The organism is Williamsia sp. z71 (genome assembly GCF_059553375.1).
Window position 1 is genome coordinate 43,230 of record NZ_JCANWX010000003.1, and the last position, 16,624, is coordinate 59,853.

15 protein-coding genes are annotated in these 16,624 nt (G+C 62.8%); 7 read left to right on the forward strand and 8 right to left on the reverse strand.

The annotated features are described in order from the left end of the window. Positions 1 to 33 precede the first annotated feature (33 nt). Complete coding sequence (locus AC51GR_RS08330) at positions 34 to 1,182, forward strand: acyl-CoA dehydrogenase family protein (protein ID WP_496324165.1); 1,149 nt, start codon at positions 34 to 36, stop codon at positions 1,180 to 1,182. A gap of 35 nt (positions 1,183 to 1,217) precedes the next feature. Here the strand turns inward: AC51GR_RS08330 and AC51GR_RS08335 are convergent, their stop codons facing one another. After that, the gene (locus AC51GR_RS08335) at positions 1,218 to 1,460 is read right to left on the reverse strand and encodes a DUF3263 domain-containing protein (protein ID WP_496324166.1); all 243 of its coding nucleotides are present in this window, start codon (positions 1,458 to 1,460) and stop codon (positions 1,218 to 1,220) included. Positions 1,461 to 1,725: 265 nt separating this feature from the next. Here AC51GR_RS08335 and AC51GR_RS08340 point away from each other — a divergent pair, with 265 nt between their 5' ends. Then, on the forward strand, positions 1,726 to 2,673 hold the full coding sequence (locus AC51GR_RS08340) for a bile acid:sodium symporter (protein ID WP_496324613.1): 948 nt from the start codon (positions 1,726 to 1,728) through the stop codon (positions 2,671 to 2,673). 66 nt (positions 2,674 to 2,739) lie between these two features. Here AC51GR_RS08340 and AC51GR_RS08345 read toward each other — a convergent pair whose 3' ends face one another. Next, a complete protein-coding gene (locus tag AC51GR_RS08345; RefSeq protein ID WP_496324167.1) occupies positions 2,740 to 3,165 on the reverse strand; it encodes a hypothetical protein in 426 nt (141 codons plus the stop codon). 277 nt (positions 3,166 to 3,442) lie between these two features. On the opposite strand from AC51GR_RS08345, the gene AC51GR_RS08350 reads away from it, so the two are divergent. After that, complete coding sequence (locus tag AC51GR_RS08350) at positions 3,443 to 4,210, forward strand: STAS domain-containing protein (RefSeq protein WP_496324168.1); 768 nt, start codon at positions 3,443 to 3,445, stop codon at positions 4,208 to 4,210. Between the two features lie 8 nt (positions 4,211 to 4,218). On the opposite strand, the gene AC51GR_RS08355 is transcribed toward AC51GR_RS08350, so the two are convergent. Both AC51GR_RS08355 and AC51GR_RS08360 read right to left on the reverse strand, forming a co-directional pair. Next, positions 4,219 to 6,084 (reverse strand): CheR family methyltransferase, encoded by a 1,866-nt coding sequence (locus AC51GR_RS08355; RefSeq protein WP_496324169.1) that lies wholly within the window; start codon positions 6,082 to 6,084, stop codon positions 4,219 to 4,221. Positions 6,085 to 6,244: 160 nt separating this feature from the next. After that, positions 6,245 to 7,219 (reverse strand): chemotaxis protein CheB, encoded by a 975-nt coding sequence (locus AC51GR_RS08360; RefSeq protein WP_496324170.1) that lies wholly within the window; start codon positions 7,217 to 7,219, stop codon positions 6,245 to 6,247. A 129-nt stretch (positions 7,220 to 7,348) separates the two neighbouring features. Between AC51GR_RS08360 and AC51GR_RS08365 the strand changes: the two genes are divergently transcribed. The 4 genes from AC51GR_RS08365 (at position 7,349) to AC51GR_RS08380 (ending at position 11,957) form a co-directional block, all read left to right on the forward strand. Continuing rightward, positions 7,349 to 8,893 carry an ANTAR domain-containing protein gene (locus tag AC51GR_RS08365; protein ID WP_496324171.1) on the forward strand — a complete coding sequence of 515 codons (1,545 nt, stop codon included), beginning with the start codon at positions 7,349 to 7,351 and terminating at the stop codon, positions 8,891 to 8,893. Positions 8,894 to 9,491: 598 nt separating this feature from the next. Next, positions 9,492 to 9,941 carry a DUF4383 domain-containing protein gene (locus AC51GR_RS08370; protein WP_496324172.1) on the forward strand — a complete coding sequence of 150 codons (450 nt, stop codon included), beginning with the start codon at positions 9,492 to 9,494 and terminating at the stop codon, positions 9,939 to 9,941. Between the two features lie 619 nt (positions 9,942 to 10,560). Then, positions 10,561 to 11,460: a manganese catalase gene (locus tag AC51GR_RS08375; RefSeq protein WP_496324173.1), complete on the forward strand. Its 900-nt coding sequence runs from the start codon at positions 10,561 to 10,563 to the stop codon at positions 11,458 to 11,460. Positions 11,461 to 11,591: 131 nt separating this feature from the next. Continuing rightward, positions 11,592 to 11,957 carry a hypothetical protein gene (locus AC51GR_RS08380; RefSeq protein ID WP_496324174.1) on the forward strand — a complete coding sequence of 122 codons (366 nt, stop codon included), beginning with the start codon at positions 11,592 to 11,594 and terminating at the stop codon, positions 11,955 to 11,957. A gap of 66 nt (positions 11,958 to 12,023) precedes the next feature. Here AC51GR_RS08380 and AC51GR_RS08385 read toward each other — a convergent pair whose 3' ends face one another. The 4 genes from AC51GR_RS08385 to AC51GR_RS08400 form a co-directional block, all read right to left on the reverse strand. Continuing rightward, on the reverse strand, positions 12,024 to 12,782 hold the full coding sequence (locus AC51GR_RS08385; protein ID WP_496324175.1) for an HAD family hydrolase: 759 nt from the start codon (positions 12,780 to 12,782) through the stop codon (positions 12,024 to 12,026). Beyond that, entirely contained in the window at positions 12,779 to 14,296 is a 1,518-nt protein-coding gene (locus AC51GR_RS08390; RefSeq protein WP_496324176.1) for a mannitol dehydrogenase family protein, read from the reverse strand. Before AC51GR_RS08390 ends, AC51GR_RS08385 begins: the two co-directional genes overlap by 4 nt. Before the next feature lie 293 nt (positions 14,297 to 14,589). Further along, positions 14,590 to 15,315, reverse strand: coding sequence for a GAF and ANTAR domain-containing protein (locus AC51GR_RS08395; protein ID WP_496324177.1), 726 nt, complete (start codon positions 15,313 to 15,315; stop codon positions 14,590 to 14,592). Positions 15,316 to 15,730: 415 nt separating this feature from the next. Beyond that, positions 15,731 to 16,615: a diacylglycerol kinase catalytic domain-containing protein gene (locus AC51GR_RS08400; RefSeq protein ID WP_496324178.1), complete on the reverse strand. Its 885-nt coding sequence runs from the start codon at positions 16,613 to 16,615 to the stop codon at positions 15,731 to 15,733. Between the last annotated feature and the right edge of the window lie 9 nt (positions 16,616 to 16,624).

The window sequence follows — 16,624 nt, forward strand, 5'->3', positions numbered from 1 at the left end:
TACCCTGCACGTTTTCCCTGCAGAAAGAACAAGATGATCAACCACACACCGTCCTGGTACGACGACGAGGTCCAGGCCGTCTCCGATCTCGCTCGCGGATTCTTCGAGCGCGAGGTCATGGCCCATGCGGCGCGTTGGGACGACCAGCGCCGCGTCGACCGGGATGTGTGGCGCAAGGCCGGCGAACTCGGCCTGCTGCTGTGCTCGATCCCGGAGGAGTACGGCGGTGGTGGTGGCACGTTCGCTCACGACTTCGCGGTACTCGAGGCCCAGGGATATGCCGGCGACTTCGCGATGGGGTTGAGCATCCACAGTGGGATCGTCGCCCACTACATCAACGAATACGGCAGCGAGGACCAGAAACGTCAATGGCTGCCCGAGATGGCGCGCGGAGAGCTACTCGGCGCCCTCGGCATGACCGAGCCGGGTACCGGTTCCGACCTCAAGGCGATCACCACCACCGCCATCCGTGATGGCGACAGCTACGTGATCAACGGCTCGAAGACGTTCATCACCAACGGTTCCACCGCCGACGTGATCGTCCTGGCGGTCAAGACGGATCCCAAGGCCGGCGCCAAGGGCGTGTCGTTGGTTCTCGTCGACACGCGCGACTGCGACGGATTCGTCGTCGGACGCGTCCTGGACAAGGTGGGCCAGCACGGTGCCGACACCTCCGAGTTGTCGTTCACCGATGTGCGGGTGCCGGTGGCAAACCTCTTGGGCGACAAGGAAGGTCAGGGCTTCGCACAGCTGATGACCCAGCTCGGACAGGAACGGCTCATCATCGCCGCACAGTCGGCGGGCGCGATGAAGCGTGCCCTCGAAGAGACCGTTCGCTACACCAAGGAGCGACAGGCCTTCGGTCACAGCATCTTCGAGTTCCAGAACACTGCCTTCGAGCTGGCCGAATGCCAGACGATCGCCCTGACCAGCCAGGTCTTCTTCGACCATTGCGTCGAACAGCACCTGCGCGGAGAACTCGATCCGACCACCGCCGCGATGGCCAAGTACTGGCTCACCGATCGGCACTGCGAGGTTGTCGACCGCTGTGTGCAACTCCACGGTGGCTACGGCTACATGCGCGAGTACCTGATCGGCCGGATGTACGAGGACGCACGCGTGCAACGGATCTACGGCGGTACCAACGAGATCATGAAGACGATCATCGCCCGGTCGCTCTGACCCAGGAGCCGCCCACCGCGCTGCGGTGTGCGGCGCTAGTGGTCGTCGGTGGTCTGCCGGGCCGCGACGACCTCCCGGATAGCTTCGATCTCGTCGTCACCGGGATCGAACGACTGGGTCTCGAGTACCGCACCGAGCCGTCGGAAATACTCGTGCTCGGTGATGCCGAACTCCACGAGGATGTCCTCGGCTGATCCGCCGCCGAACAGGTACCACCGCCGCGCGAAGCCCAGGATGTCCGCGGGCTGGTCATCGAGGTTGTCGTGTGCATTGGCCATGTGTCCAATTATCGCTCGGCCACAGCCCATTTCGCATATCGGCGAGGTCATTCGGCCGAACTACAGCGGCTGACGTTAACACCGGGTGAACCACACCGCGCGCCGCACTGTGTGAGGGGTGTGCGCCGGAGTGCACAGTCGTCGCCGAACGCGCCTGAAGTGGTCTGCAAAGATGGCACGAGATACCGGGGCACCCAGGTATCGCCATCTACGAGCAGCGGGAGTCGACGGGTTGTCCCAGTCATCATCGAGCGTTCTCGATCAGCTGGATCGGCGTCAGGTCGCGATCTACCTCGGTGCCATCGCGGCCGGCGCGGTGGCAGCCTGGGCGGCACCGGGATCCGATTCAGCGCTGGGCGCCGTGATCAACCCGGCCCTGGGGGCCCTGCTCTATGTGACGTTCCTTCAGGTCCCGGCCGCCGACCTCGGGCGGGCTCTGGGCGATCACCGGTTCGTCGCGGCGCTGCTGCTGGTGAATTTTGTGGTGGCTCCCGTCGTGGTCGGTGCCCTGTTCAGCTTCTTGCCCTCGGAACAGGCTGTCCGCGTGGGTGTTCTGCTGGTTCTGCTGTGTCCGTGTGTCGACTACGTCATCGTGTTCGCGGGCCTGGCCGGTGGCAGCCGCCGGCGGTTGATCGCCGCCACGCCCCTTCTGCTGTTGCTTCAGATGATGCTGCTCCCGCTGTACCTATGGCTTTTCATGGGTCCGGATCTCACCGACGTGGTGGAGTTCCGGCCGTTTGTCGAAGCGTTCGTCTTCCTGATCGTCATCCCGTTGGCATTGGCGTGGGTCACGCAGTGGTCGGCGCGACGCACACCGATCATTCGGCAGGTCGAGTCCGCGGCCACCGCCACCATGGTCCCGCTGATGGCGGTGGTGTTGTTCGCGGTGGTCGGCTCACAGCTCCCCGAACTCGACGGCAACCACCGCGATGTTGTTGCGGTGGTTCCGGTTTACGTGGTCTTCCTGATCGTCATGGCCGGCGCCGGGGCGCTGGTGGCCGCGCTGTTCTCACTCGACATGGCCAGTCGGCGTTCGGTGGTGTTCAGCGGGGCCACCCGCAACTCCCTCGTGGTGATGCCCCTGGCACTCGCGTTGCCCGCCGGATTCGAGGTGGCCGCCGTTGTTGTTGTCACCCAGACCCTCGTCGAAGTGGTCGGGATGGTCATCTTCGTTCGGTTGATCCCGAAACTGGTACCGGCCCACAACTCCTGAGTACTGACGCGCACAAGCCGCAGGCGACAATGCGTGCCGCGCACGGTCAACGACGCGTACTGGCCGCTATTCGCCCGCGCGTGGCGACTGAGGGCTGCCACTGTTGTGTTTGGCTTTGATGTCGGCGTCGGCGTCATGTTGATCGATGCTCGCAGCGACGTCGTCGGCGGTGGCGGCGCTCCGGTGGGCCGCTGCTGCTGCGCGGTGGATCTGCGCGTCGCCCAGACCTTGCGCGATTGCCCGTTCATGCAATTCGGCAGCCCGACGGTGGGCGTCGGCGGCGTCATGATGCCGGTCCGCGGCGGCCTGGTGCGCGCGGGCGGCCCGGTCGTGGGCGTCGTCGGCACGTCGCTCGGCGTGCTGCACGGTGCTGGGTGTCGAGGGTGCGCCGGCGGCGAGTTCGGCGCGCCGTTTTCCTAGTTCACGGGCGCGTGCGACGGCGGTGTCGGCGCGCTCGGCGGGGGTCGGAATCGGGTGATCGGGATCTGCCACTGCTTCCCCTATCGTGCACGGCGCCACCGGTCGTGCTGGATGAGTGCTCAGCGATATCGTGCGCCGCTGTGTATCGGCTGCGACCAGCGTACTGCTCGTGGGCGGTGGCTGTGCGACGTTCCTGACCCGGCCGACCACGCTGCCCGAAACGCCGAATGTGTCGACCCGGGCTCAAGGGCCGTACACTCGGTGGGACAGTTGAATCGGCACGCTGTGACCCCACCTCGGCTGCGCGTCAGCCCGTGGCTTCGACGACTCGGCTGTGAGGCTGATGTACATGACCATTTCTTCGTTAGACACCACCCTGCTGTGGCGGGACGAGGTCCCCGTGGTGTCGGTGAGCGGAACCCTCGACGCATCGACGTATCTGGACCTTCGCAACGCCATCGTCAAGTGCGCAACCGATGACCCGCCCGCGGTGATCGTCGACATCGATCAACTGGCCGCTCCGGCGCCGTCAGCATGGGCAGTGCTGACCAGCGCCGCGTGGCACCTCCGGCAATGGCCGAACATTCCGCTCGCCGTGGTGTGCAGCTCATCGGTTACCCGGAAAATTCTGCGTACCAACGGCATAGCCAGGTATCTTCCGATTGCTGCCACCACCGCCGAGGCACTCGACGCCGTCAGCGGGACGCTGTCCTATGCCGGCCGTTTGCGTGCGCGCGTGCGGCGCCCACGCGAGACGTCACCCAAACACATGCGGCAATGGGTGGCAGAGACCCTCAGAAACTGGGGCCGCCCGGAATGCGTGTCGGCAGCGAGCATCGTTGCGACCGTCTTGGTCGAGAACACCGCCGCCCATACTGACGGCGATCTCGATTTGCGCCTGGAAATGCGGGGTGAGGTACTCACGGTCGCCGCGTTCGACGGCGATCCGGCGCCGGCCGTACTGCGAGAAGCCTCTGACGGTTCGGGTCTGCAACTATCGGGGTTGGCCTTGCTGGCCGCACTGTCGAAATCGTGGGGCACCACCCCCACCGGTGACGGCAAAACCGTATGGGCCGTATTGGGACCGGACGAGTGGCTGTCCCTGGACCGCGCGTGATCTTGCGATCAACGGGCTATCTGGCCTTGGCCGTTGTCGGATTCGTCGTACACCAGGAGCATGGCGCCCCGAATGTCGCTGTCGCGAACACGAAAAGGACTGCAGCGCACACGAATCGACACGGTTCGGCCGCGCCGGTTGACGGCCTCCAGATGTACTGATTGTGAATAGGTTTCGTCGACGAGGGCGTTGCCGATCAATGGACGCAATGGGTCGGTGGGCAGGCCGATGTCCAGGTCGAGGAGGTGCTGACCGCGCACCTCGGCAAATGCGATTCCCCATTGTTGGGCACTGGCCCGATTCCACACCGCGACCCGCATGTCGCGGTCGACCACGATGATGCCCATGTCGGCGGAGTCGAGGATCGAATCGAAGAATTCGCGGGTCTCGATCAGTTCGACGGTCTTGTCGCCCAAAGCGCCGTTGATTTCCTGGAGTTCGTCGTTGGTGGACTGCAATTCTTCATTCATCGTCTCCAACTCTTCGTTGGTCGATTGCAGTTCCTCGTTGGTGGTTTCCAGTTCTTCGACGGTCGACTGGAGTTCTTCGTTCGTGGTCTCCAACTCTTCGTTGGTCGATTGCAGTTCCTCGTAGGCGTTTTCGAGCTGGAGGTTGGTGTTCTCGACTTTGTCCAGCAGTGCCCGGGTGGCGCTGACATCGAAGAAGGCGATGGACACGCCGACCAGTCCGTTGTCCACATCGACCAGAGGATTGATGTGGATCTCGAGCCAGATCGGCTGGCTACCGTGCTGGAGCCATTCGACGTCGCGGATTCTCGAGGACCGGCGCTCGACCTTCGCCTGCTCGATGTAACCGCGCAATTCCACCGGCCGGTACGACAACTCCAGATCGCGCAACAACCGTCCGACGTCGCGGGTGGAGACCCCGAACATCGACTCGGCCTGCTGATTGACCAACGCGACCGTTTCATCGCCGGTGACGACCACCTGGGCGACTGGGGTGTACCGGAAAGCCAGTTCACGCAAACCTGACATCCCCGGGGTCTCGAAACCGGAGATGGCAATGGCGTCGGCCGCTGAGCGTGGCAGGTCACCGCGGTGATCAGGTACTTTGCGGAACAACCGGTTCTTCAGATCAAACGGGGTGAACCGGTCGGTATGACTGAGGAGCATCTCGGCATGGCCGAGGAACAGGATGCCGTGCGGCGCCAATGCGAAATGCAGACGCCCGAGAACGCGACGTTGGGTTTCGGCATTGAGATACATCAGGATGTTGCGGCACACCAGCAGATCAATCCGCGAGATCGGCGCGTCTTGCACCAGATCGTTGCGCCCGAAGATGACCGCTCGACGCAATTCCTTGCTGAACACGAACCGCGAACCGTCCTGATCAAAGAACCGCGCGAGATACTCGGCAGGAATGCCTTCGACCGCTTTGGCGTCATAGGACGCCTGCCGCGCCTGGGTCAAGGCATCCTCATCGACGTCGGTCGCATAAATTTTGACGCGCTGGCGAAAACTCTCGGGCCCGACCGCATCGGCGAGCAACATCGCCAACGAATAGGCCTCCTGACCCGAGGCGCAACCGGCGCTCCATACTCGGATGGAATCTTCGGGACCGCGTTGGGCCAGCAATTGCGGTATCACCACCGTGCGCAAGACATCCCAGGCGTCGGGGTCACGAAAAAACGCGGTCACGTTGATCAAGATCGTGTTGAACAACGCCACGAACTCATCGGCGCCGGCCTGCAGATGGTCCAAATAGTCCGAGTATTCGTTGATGCCGACCTGTTCCATCCGATGACGCACCCGCCGCATCAACGACGTGCGTTTGTAGCCGGTGAAGTCGAAACCGCGTGCGTCACGCAGGTACCGCAACAACGCCTCGAAGTTGTCGTCCCTATCGTCGGTCAACGCAGTTTCCTCCTACTCCGGCACTGAACCCATTGACATCCGAGACGGGGTGTTCCGCGACGTTGACTGTATCGTCCCGGCCGAGGGACGTGAGCAGGCTCGAGGTGACCGCGATTTGCGACCCCTTGATCGACGGTTGCCGAACTGCGTGCCAGAGAGGTCAGTCTTCCGGTGGCGGCGGCACTTCAACGAGCCGAGCGCCCAGTTCGTCCGCCGCGGTGCGCGCCTGGTGCGCAGTGTGCTGGTATCGCTCGCGCAGCGGCTTCGATGTGGCTGATGCGGCCAGGGCTTCGGCGAGACTGATGCGTTCGTGCAGGGTGCGCAGCGCCATCGACAAAGCGGTGTCGAGCTCGCCGTCTTGCGCATCGAGTAGGGCTTGCCCGGTCCAGGCATGCCCGATGCGGCATCGATAATTGTGAGTGTGGCTCATCTCGATCAGCGAGCCCCCGCAGTCCGGGCAGACATACCCCGAATGTGAGCCGAGTTCGGTGGTCGAGGGACGGTGGTCGTAGCGACTTCCCATAGCGATCCGGTTCTCCAGTTCGAGGCGTGTGTCGTCATAGAGGGCATCCGGATCAACCTGCCGGGGACGGCTTCGTTCTGCGGCCAAGACGTCGCCGACAGCAGCCGCGGGAACCACATGGTCGAGGCGAAGGGCAGCAATGGCATGCGACGGCAGGGTCGGGTAGACGGCGTCGTCGGGGTGTTGCGCGGCCGTGACACCCCCACGGGCGGCGATCGCGAGGAGGCCGTCGACGCCATCATCACCCACCCCCGACAAAAGCACGCCGGTTGCCCGGGTTCCGGCGTGCAATGCCACCGACCGGAACAGGGCGTTGATCGAAGGCCTGTGCCTGTTCTCTGTGGGCCCATCGGTGAGGAGCACGCGTCCCTCGTCGAGGAGTAGATGGTGGTCGGGGCGGGCGGTGAAAATGGTGCCCGGGATAAGGGCCTGTCCGTGCTCGGCGGATACCGCCGGTAACGGACCCGAGCGGTTCAAGATCCGGGCGAGTTCACTGCGTCCGCCCGGTGGCATGTGCAAACTGACCAGAATTGCGTGCGGGAGGTCGGCGGGGAGATGCGCGACGACATTGATCAACGCTTCGACGCCGCCGGCGGATGCACCGATGGCCACGACAGGGGAACGCTCGGCAACTGACACACTGGTACTTACCCCAACCGTGCGGTGTTCAATCGAGGCACCGGCACCGGGGTGTGAAAAACTGGACAAGGTCAACTGTTCGGGGCTGACGATAGGGGTGCCGTGAGCGTGATCAAGAACGAAGCAGGCATAAACGGGCACATCGCGCAGCTGGCCCGCGCCGTCCATGGCCCACCCATCGTCGGAGCGCCGGACCCTGCGCAGGTACTCGAAGAGATGACCTCGGGCGTCGTGGACCTGGTCCCCGCGGTCGACTACGCCAGTGTCACCCTGGTACGCAAACGCAACAAGAAAATCCATCTACAGTCCACCGCGGCCACCGACCCTGCCGCCGAGCACTTCGACGCGCTGCAACACACACTGGGCGACGGCCCGTGTTTCGAAGCGATCTGGACCGCCAACACCATCCGCATAGACGACATGACCTCCGAAAGCCGTTGGCGCACACTGACAGCGGCGGTGACAGCTGAGACGCCGATCAGGTCGTCGCTGGCGATTCAGCTCTACATCGACGGCCTGGAACTCGGCGCGCTAAACCTCTACGCCAACACACCAGACGCTTTCGATGCCACAACCGAAAACCTCGCGATCAACCTCGCCACCCACGCCGCGATCGCCCTGTCCGGGTCCCGCCGTAGCGAGCAATTCCGCAGTGCACTGGCCTCTCGCGATATCATCGGACAGGCCAAAGGCCGCATCATGGAACGCTATGACGTCGACGCGGTCCAGGCATTCACCATGCTGCGCAAGCTGTCTCAAGACACCAACATCGCATTGGCCGAGGTCGCGCAACGACTCATCGACGCCGATCCCCCCGCCCACCGGACCACTGATGCCCCCACCACACCATCGCCGGCGCCCCCCTCGAACAGCCACGAACCCGTGATGGCGCTGACCCCGCAGGAACAGATCATTGTCGATGAAGATGATGATCTGGCCGAGGCGGTGTCCGGACTTTCCCAGCTCAGTACCGGCGCGTTGACGTTGACCCAAGCCCTGACCGCGGTCGCCGAGTACGGCGTCAAGGCCATCCCAGGTGCCGATGGCGTCGGGGTGACCTTGCTGCAGCAAGACCGACCCGACACCGTGGTGGCCAGCGCCGACTTCGTGCGTGAGGTCGACAGCATTCAATACAGCCTCGGGGAGGGGCCCTGCATCACCGCGGCCACCTCCGGCGCCACGGTCCGGTCCGGGGCGCTGCACAAAGAATCACGCTGGCCCGCGCTCGCCACGCGGGTGGGCGACCTCGGTGTGCACAGTGTGCTGGCGCTGCCCCTGGTCACCCCGGCCGGAGTCATCGGCGCACTGAACGTGTACGCCTATCTCGAAGATGCATTCGACGAGCGTTCGGCGCAACTCGGTGAGCTGTTCGCGGTGCCGGCGGCGGTGGCGGCGGCGAACGCCAGGGCTCTTGACACCGCAGTACTGCTGACCCAGCGCCTCGAAACGGCACTGACCAACCGCGCGACCATTGATCACGCAATCGGGATCCTGATCGCCCGCAGCGGCTACACCTCCGCCGAAGCGTTCCACGCCCTGCGCACCATCAGTCAGCACGAGAACCGCAAACTCAACGACGTCGCCCACACCCTCGTCGAGGAGGCAGCCGGCCGAGCCCGGGCACGCCGCGGCCAACAGCCGGAGTAGTAGACGCCGATATGGCGTGATCACAACGTCGCCGACCATGCCCACGTCGCGATCTGGAAAGTGCACCGCCACATGGTCAAAAGTGTGCCGACACTCCCGAGGCCGCGGACCCACAGGGCACCCCGCGGGTGCCATCCCGCCCGAAAACAGGGCGATCGCGACCAGGGCGAGGTGTGTGCCGTCGCCGATCCAAGGACGGTGGCTACGGATGGCGACCGTCGCCGGCAAATGCACGTTTGAAGTGTTTGTCTGCGGGGGACTCACCCCTGCAGCACCGTAACCCGATGGAGTCCGCGGCTGGACTCTCCGGTGTGCGGTGTTGTGTGCGAGGGGGATGTCTCGTTTTTGATGCCACCACATCTCTCCCACCAGCCTCGGCGCCTCCAGATATGCGGGCGCTACCCCGGACCCGCCGCGATCGGCGCTCTCCCGGGAGTGCCTGTTCCGGTCGGATCATCCGACGACCAGATCGTTGGCACAGCAACAGTATTGATGTTTTTCAACGTTCAGAAGGCAACGTTGCGCGAGATGGGTCCCCCGGTATGCGATACCCGGGGGCCGTCCGCTGTCGGTGGTTCAGTCTCTGAAAGGCAAAATCATGACCGTTACTCGACGAACGTCCCGTACCGCAGTTGAGCTCGCCGCGCTCGTCGTGGCTGCAGTGTTCGTGGTGGTCGGGATCCTCGGTTTCATCCCGGGAATCACAACCGATTACGACACTCTCGACTTCGCGGGACATCACTCCACGGCCAAACTCCTGGGGATCTTCCACGTATCGATCCTGCACAACTTGGTACACCTGGTCTTCGGTGTCGTGGGGCTCATCTTGGCTCGAACAGCGTCGGGCGCCCGCCTGTACCTGCTGGTCGGCGGGGCGATCTACCTCGTGCTGTGGATATACGGATTGGTCATCGACAAGGACTCCGGCGCCAATTTCATCCCGGTGAACTCGGCCGATGATTGGCTGCACTTCGGCCTGGGAGTCGGCATGATCGCTCTGGGCCTGATCCTGGGACGCCGACCCGCGACCATCGACCGGACAGTGTGAATTGACAACGCACTACCCACCGGTTCGATGGGTATGACCAGCTGGTCCGGCCGCACAGACGCCGAACGGGTTGCCACAGAACATGGTTGGGATGTCCCAGGTCGGCGCACTTCTATGTCCGGCGTGTGCGTCCATCCCCGCGTCGCCCACTCTCCAGCCGAGTTCCCGTGGCACTCATCTGCCGAGGCGATCATCGTCGACATGGCAACCTAGCCTCTTATCCGCGGACATCGCCGGATACATGGTGGGACAGGTACTTTCATCTCTTTCGAACTGGTCCCGCCCGTGCACCGACTGCGTCACGCGATGTGATGCAGCCCGGCGATGTCTTGGCTCGGATGGCACCGGTGAGGACCTCAACCTGGCCACCACCGGGACTATCCATGGTCATGGAGACAGGCAGTGCATGTTTGAAGTGCGTATAGGTGGGGGAATCCCTTTGAAGCACCGTCCCCGATGGGGCGCCCTGGACTCCTTGTGGCGCGGTGCTGTGTGCGAGCGGAGATGTGCCGTCTGTGACGACGCCACGTCTCTGTTGCGTCCCATCGGTGCCTCCAGATGTGCGGGTATCCCAGACAGATCAATCACCTCCAAATAGATCAATTCGAATGGAGCCATCATGTTCAAGCACACCGATTACATGCAATTCGATGTAAAGCCGGAAAAGCCCGACCCGGTATATGCCCGTAAACTCCAGGAACTTGTCGGTGGCGCAGCCGGCGAGATGACGGTGACCATGCAGTACCTGTTCCAGGGATGGAATTGCCGGATCGAGGGCAAGTACAAAGACATGATCATGGACATCGCCACCGAGGAGATGGGTCATGTCGAAATGTTGACGGTCATGATTGCGCGTCTGCTCGAAGGCGCCCCGGCCACCGACACGGCCAAAGCAGCGGCCGGCGATCCGGTGGTTGCCGCAGTGCTCGGCGGGATGGATCCTCAGCAGGCGATCATCGCCGGCGGTGCAGCGCTTCCCGCAGACAGCAATGGGGTCCCGTGGAATGGCCGCTACGTGCAGGCCAGCGGTAACCTGTTGGCCGACTTCCGCTCCAACGTGGCCGCTGAAGCCCAGAGTCGCGTTCAGACCGCCCGCCTGTACAACATGACCGATGACCCGGGCGTCAAGGCAATGCTGAAGTTCAACCTCGCCCGCGATACCCATCATCAGAATCTGTGGCTCGCGGCGATCGAGGAACTGCAGGCCGACGGCCTGGAAAACGTCATCGTCGCAGACTCGTTGCTCGATGAAGAGTATTCGGAACACGCCACTGATCTGTGGCATCTGTCCGATGGCGAGTTCGCCGCCACCGGCGGCTGGGCCAATCGTCTGGCTCCGGACGGAATACATCAGATGGGCTTCAACGCCGACCCTGTCCCATTGGGAGACAAGGCATCAGCGCCGGCGCCCGACCCCAAGCTGTTCGCGACCTATGACGGCTCCAAAGGCGCCCCGGCCAGCCCGGCGCTCGGTACCGAAAAGGGCGTGATGGGCAAGATCAAAGACGCCATCGACTGAGTGCAGCTTTCGGTGGCGGCGGTTGACACCGCCGCCACCGGCCCACCTCCTGAACCGAGACCCAACGACCTCACCAAGTGCGCGATGATCGCGATGGTTGACGTAGCCACTCCAGTCGCCGAGGTAATCACGTGGACGACCACTGCTGGTTCGCCGTCCTCACAGACCCAGCATCAATCGAGCCAAATGCCGCGTGTGCCCGGGAGGCATTCATGTATGAATATGATCTGATCGTTGTGCGCTTGCATACTCTCACTCACCCGGTCGACGTCGAGATCACTCGCGAGCAGATATTCGATGAACTCGTCGCCCGTGGATATTGTGTGCGCCGCAGCGATATCGACAAGGTCTTGACGGAGCTGGCGATGGAAGGTCTCGTGCGCCCGAACCACTGCACTGATCGGGGTGGTTACGCGGTGACGCCCGCGGGCAGGATGGCATGGACTCGAGAACGTCGCGCCCTGCGCGCTGCGGTTCAGATTGTGGGCACGGTCTGATCCGTTGCGATGGGAGCAGACGGGATAGCGCAGGCAGCGCCCATGGACGTACTCGATGGGTTTTCCCTACGTCAGATAGCGCAGCAATTGGTCCCACGAGTTGATGACGGCGCTGACTCCTGCCTCTCGCAGCTCACCGATCCGTTCTTCCCGCTCAGACTCAGGAACGAACATGATGTTGCCGACGGTGGCGAATCCCGCACCCACGGCTGACAGTGCGCCGGGGATCGAATCTTCGATCGCGAGCCCTTGTGGCCCTTCGATTCCGAGAACTGCGGCTGCATGTCTGTAGATCGCCGGATCGGGTTTACTCACCGGCCGTGGGAGCGAGTCTTCGGCGCTGAAGCGAACTCCAGAGGGGAACAGCTGATCGAGTTCAGCGGCTTCAAAGCACGCATCCAGGCGTACCGAGGCACTTGAGCTCACCGCAGCCAATCCATAGTGCACACCGAGCTGCCGCAGCGGTTCGCGGACATCAGCATCCGGGCGCAGCGTCTTTGCGAGGTGCTCGGTGACCTTGGTGCGCTCGATACGGACCCAGTTCTCGAGATCGTCGGTTGCCGGTGCGTCCACTCCGCCGGCTTTCAACAGCTCCCGTGCCGTACTCCGAAAGTTCTTGCCCGTCGTGGCAAGACGGAGCTCGGTGGAGGTATACCGCCTGACCACACCATGCGAAGCCAACATATCGTTGGTGACCTCGGTCGATGCGTCGAATGCCGGCTCCTCCGACGGGAAAAGATTCCCGTCGGCGTCACACAGCAGTGTTTCGATCGCCGCGACGTCGAAATCGACGAAAAGAACCAATTCCTCTGCCACTGCACTCATGCTGACGCGCCTGTCTCGTATCGGTATGCCGAGCGTCGGAGCACGCTGCGGAGTCCGTGGTGGTCAATCGCTTCGATGGTGGCCTCGAGGTCTTCGACCAACGCCACATCGTTTCCGAGCGATCCGAAGACGTCCTTCATCCCCAGGAGCAACCTCGGATCGCTTCCGGCCGGTGCCAGCGAGCGCAGCTCGTCAGCGCGCGCGTCTTCGATCTCCAAGGTTCTCCCCTGTAGATCTGTGCCCCGCAGACTCCGCATCCAGGCGGCGACGGCAACAATGAGGAGCCCGCTTGGACAATTCCTTGCGCGGGCCTCCTGCAGCGACGGAAGGAGATACGAGGGAAACTTCGTCGAACCGCGCGCTCGCAATCGCGAAAGGCGGTCGCCGATCTTCGGATTCGCGAGTCGTGTCATCAAAGTGCCGCAGTACTCGTCCAAGTCCAAACCGTCGACAGCGGGAATCAACGGCGAGAGCTCGATCCGAAGTAGCTGCTCGACGTAGCCACTGACAAGGTAGTCATTCATCGCCTGGTCGGTGGTCTCATGACCAAGCAGAGCGCCAACAACCCCGAGAGCGCAGTGAGTTCCGTTCAACAGCCGAGTCTTGGCGAGTTTGTGGGGTGAAACGTCGGAGACGAACTCGACACCCACCTCTTCCAGAGGCGGCCTGCCGTTACAGAAGTCATCCTCGATCACCCACTGGGAGAACGGCTCTGCCAAGACCGGCCACCGATCGACGATCCCGAAATTCCGCTCCACCATCGCTTTGTCAGCCGGTGCGCTCTTCGGCGTGATGCGATCGACCATCGTGGACGGAAACGACACGTTCCGCGCGATCCAGACAGCAAGCGCAGGGTCTCTCAGCTCCGCGAAGCAGACCACAGCTGTGCGTGCTGCCGAACCATTGTCTGGGATGTTGTCACAGGACAACACCGTGAACGGCGGCGTTCCCGCGCGGCGGCGGCGATCGAGTGCGTCAACCAGATAGGCGATCGCTGTGGTGAAGTGTTCCGGACCGCGGAGATCGCCCATGACTTCGGGGCACCTGTCGTCCAGGTCACCGGTTTGCGCATCAAGATGGTACCCGTTTCCGGTGATGGTGAGACTGACGATTCGTACACGGGGATCGGCAAGCCGGTCGCGCAGCTTGCGTGACTCTTCCGGAGCGTAGACGTAGTCGATCATCGACCCGACAACCCTGGCCTGCTCATGGTCAGCGCCACGCTCTACCACCGTGTAGAGCCACTCCTGCGGTGCCAGAGCATCTTTCATGCTTCTTCCGTGCAGCCCGGCACCCACGATTCCCCAGTCCAAGCTGATCCCACGACTGGCCAACTCATCGAGATACACCGCTTGATGAGCTCGGTGGAACCCTCCGACGCCGATGTGCACTATTGATGGCACGAGGTCGCTTCGGGTGTAGGTCGGCAGCGCAACTGCATTGTTGCGCTCTCGGAGAGCTGAGTTCGTCAGTTCGACAACGGGTGCGGACAGCAAATGCATTGCTTTGGGCATGAGACTCCCCCAGGTTGAGACAGATGCTGGGGGGACGCGTGAACAAACCCCCCGCGTGAACGGGGCGCTAATCTTCAACGCTTTCGTGGATGTAACCGGTTCGTCGCGGGTCCAAACCAGAGCGTGGGTCAGATCACAAAGGCTGCACTGGATCACGCGCGTTCGCAAGCGGCCTCGACGGAGGCCTGCTCGGCCGGCGACAGGTGAAGATCCTCCGAACGGAACCGATTATCGCGCCACCTCGGTGTCCACTACTGTTTCGGGGAGAACCTCAATGGGTCGACAACGCGCACTCAGGCGTTCGACTCGGCCGTACGGACGGGACTGGTCGGATGGTCGATCTCGATGAGTTTGCAAGCGATTTCATAGAGCCGAATGTTGTTGTGCTGAGACAATTTCCGAAGCAAATCGAAGGCCTGATCGGCGTTGACGTCGAAGCGTTCCATGATCATGCCTTTGGCCTGTCCAATGGTGTCGCGGTGCGCTAGGGCGAGGCGAAACTGTTCACCGCGTTGCACCGCACCCCACACGCTCGACACATGGGTGGCAAAGATGTATCCCAGATCGAGAGTGTGCTGATCGAAGCCGCCGACAGCGTCGGCGTACAGGGTCAGAGCACCGACGGTGTCTCGGGTGGTGAGCAATCGGAACGACGCGATCGACCGAATCGGTGTCTGCACGAGCGCGTCGGCACAAAACGAGGGCCACCGCCGCTCAGCGCCCAAATCGCTGATGTAATAATCTTCGCGCCCGTTCGCCACCGCAAAAGCGGGGCCCACACGGTGTTTTTGCTGCAGCGCATCCAAAATTCGCGGATACTCGTGGGTGGCTGTCAGCGTGGCAGCATATTCGCTGCGCTCGATCACTACGACCCCGGCGTAGTCCACCTCAGGAAGGTGCTGAACTGATCTCGAGATGAGTTCATCGAGCGCGCTGATCGGCGAATCCGGTAACTGTTCACTGATCTCTAGAGCGGTGGTTGCGAGCAATTTGCAGACTTCGACATTACTTGTGCTCATTACTTGAGCCCTTCAACTTTTCTGACATATGTCGGCACGCAGTTTTTACACGGCCTTTTGACCCGGTTGAACGCAAAACCTGAAACATGCACGAAAGGAGAAAACCGAACCGCCGCTGCAGAAGTAAAGACGGGAAACTCGATGGACGAGTGTTGACGTAGCATTCACGGCCACCGGTTCTGAATACATGCGACATCTTCTCCGAAAATAATCGAAGATCGCGGTGCCTGGAGCGAACGCTCAGACGGGCTCCTGGTTTCGAACCCTTACTCGGTACCTTACCCCAGCACGCGGCGACTGTCCCGTTCGGTGAAACGAGGCAAGCACATGGTCAAGCGGTCAACCGCAGTGTCGTGGTTTGCCGCTTTGCGTGAGACGCGTCGAGAGAGCCATCGAGCACCCGCGAAGTCGACGATCAATTCACCAGCCGCAGCGACGTCCGTGCCCGGCGCACCGTGACCCGCTGCCCCCAGGAGACCGTCAGGGCATCGGATTCGATGCCGTCACCGAATATCACCAGATCGGATTCGGCGATGATCCCGAGTTCGTCACCGTCATCGAGCAACCCCTCGGTGAGGTCCGTGCCGGTGGCCGGTGACGGCCAGGCCTCACGAACGAACCAGCAGAGTTCCGGGGCCGGACGCGTCGGCAGAACCAGCCGGCTGCGGCGTTCGAGCCAGACCGATTGACACCATCCCGTGGCACCGGTCCCGGTGCCCACCAGCACCCCGGAAGACGACTGGCGTTCCCGGGCCGTACCGACGTCGATGCGGTAGCGGGCCGACTGGTGCGAGGGGTGTCCGATGTAGATCTCGTTCAGTGCCCGCAGCACCTGCCCATCGTCGAGTTCGGCCTCGACCATCGTGCACCGGGTGACCCGGTCGAATGCCTCCGGCCGGCCCAGCAGTTCCTCGACGTCCTGGGCCCGATGATTCACCAGCACACCGGGGTTCATGGCCGGTTCGGCATTCACCCCGACCACCGGTTGACCGTCGAGGTACTTTGCGACGTTGGCCACCAACCCGTCCTGCCCGACCACCACCACCACATCCTCCTCACCGAAGACGAAGCGGCTCAGGTCGCTTCGCTCGACCTGACCGCGGCGCCAATCCATCGGAATCGCCGCGTCGACCCGGGTGCGGGCCCGCTCGACCGCATCGTGGCGGGCCTGCACTCCGGTGATGTGGCGTCCACGGGACTTCAGGAAGAACGCGGCCTGGCCACGAGTTCCGTGTGTGGCGAGCAATTCGTCGAGTTCGGTGCGGCGGTATACGGCCACCGCCCGTGGTGCCAGTGCCATCGTCGATGT

Excerpts from the sequence above, each read along its gene's own strand:
- AC51GR_RS08330 (WP_496324165.1), top strand. The coding sequence starts at position 34 with ATGATCAACCACACACCGTCCTGGTACGACGACGAGGTCCAGGCCGTC.
- AC51GR_RS08335 (WP_496324166.1), bottom strand. The coding sequence starts at position 1,460 with ATGGCCAATGCACACGACAACCTCGATGACCAGCCCGCGGACATCCTG.
- AC51GR_RS08350 (WP_496324168.1), top strand. The coding sequence starts at position 3,443 with ATGACCATTTCTTCGTTAGACACCACCCTGCTGTGGCGGGACGAGGTC.
- AC51GR_RS08370 (WP_496324172.1), top strand. The coding sequence starts at position 9,492 with ATGACCGTTACTCGACGAACGTCCCGTACCGCAGTTGAGCTCGCCGCG.
- AC51GR_RS08375 (WP_496324173.1), top strand. The coding sequence starts at position 10,561 with ATGTTCAAGCACACCGATTACATGCAATTCGATGTAAAGCCGGAAAAG.
- AC51GR_RS08385 (WP_496324175.1), bottom strand. The coding sequence starts at position 12,782 with ATGAGTGCAGTGGCAGAGGAATTGGTTCTTTTCGTCGATTTCGACGTC.
- AC51GR_RS08390 (WP_496324176.1), bottom strand. The coding sequence starts at position 14,296 with ATGCCCAAAGCAATGCATTTGCTGTCCGCACCCGTTGTCGAACTGACG.
- AC51GR_RS08395 (WP_496324177.1), bottom strand. The coding sequence starts at position 15,315 with ATGAGCACAAGTAATGTCGAAGTCTGCAAATTGCTCGCAACCACCGCT.
- AC51GR_RS08400 (WP_496324178.1), bottom strand. The coding sequence starts at position 16,615 with ATGGCACTGGCACCACGGGCGGTGGCCGTATACCGCCGCACCGAACTC.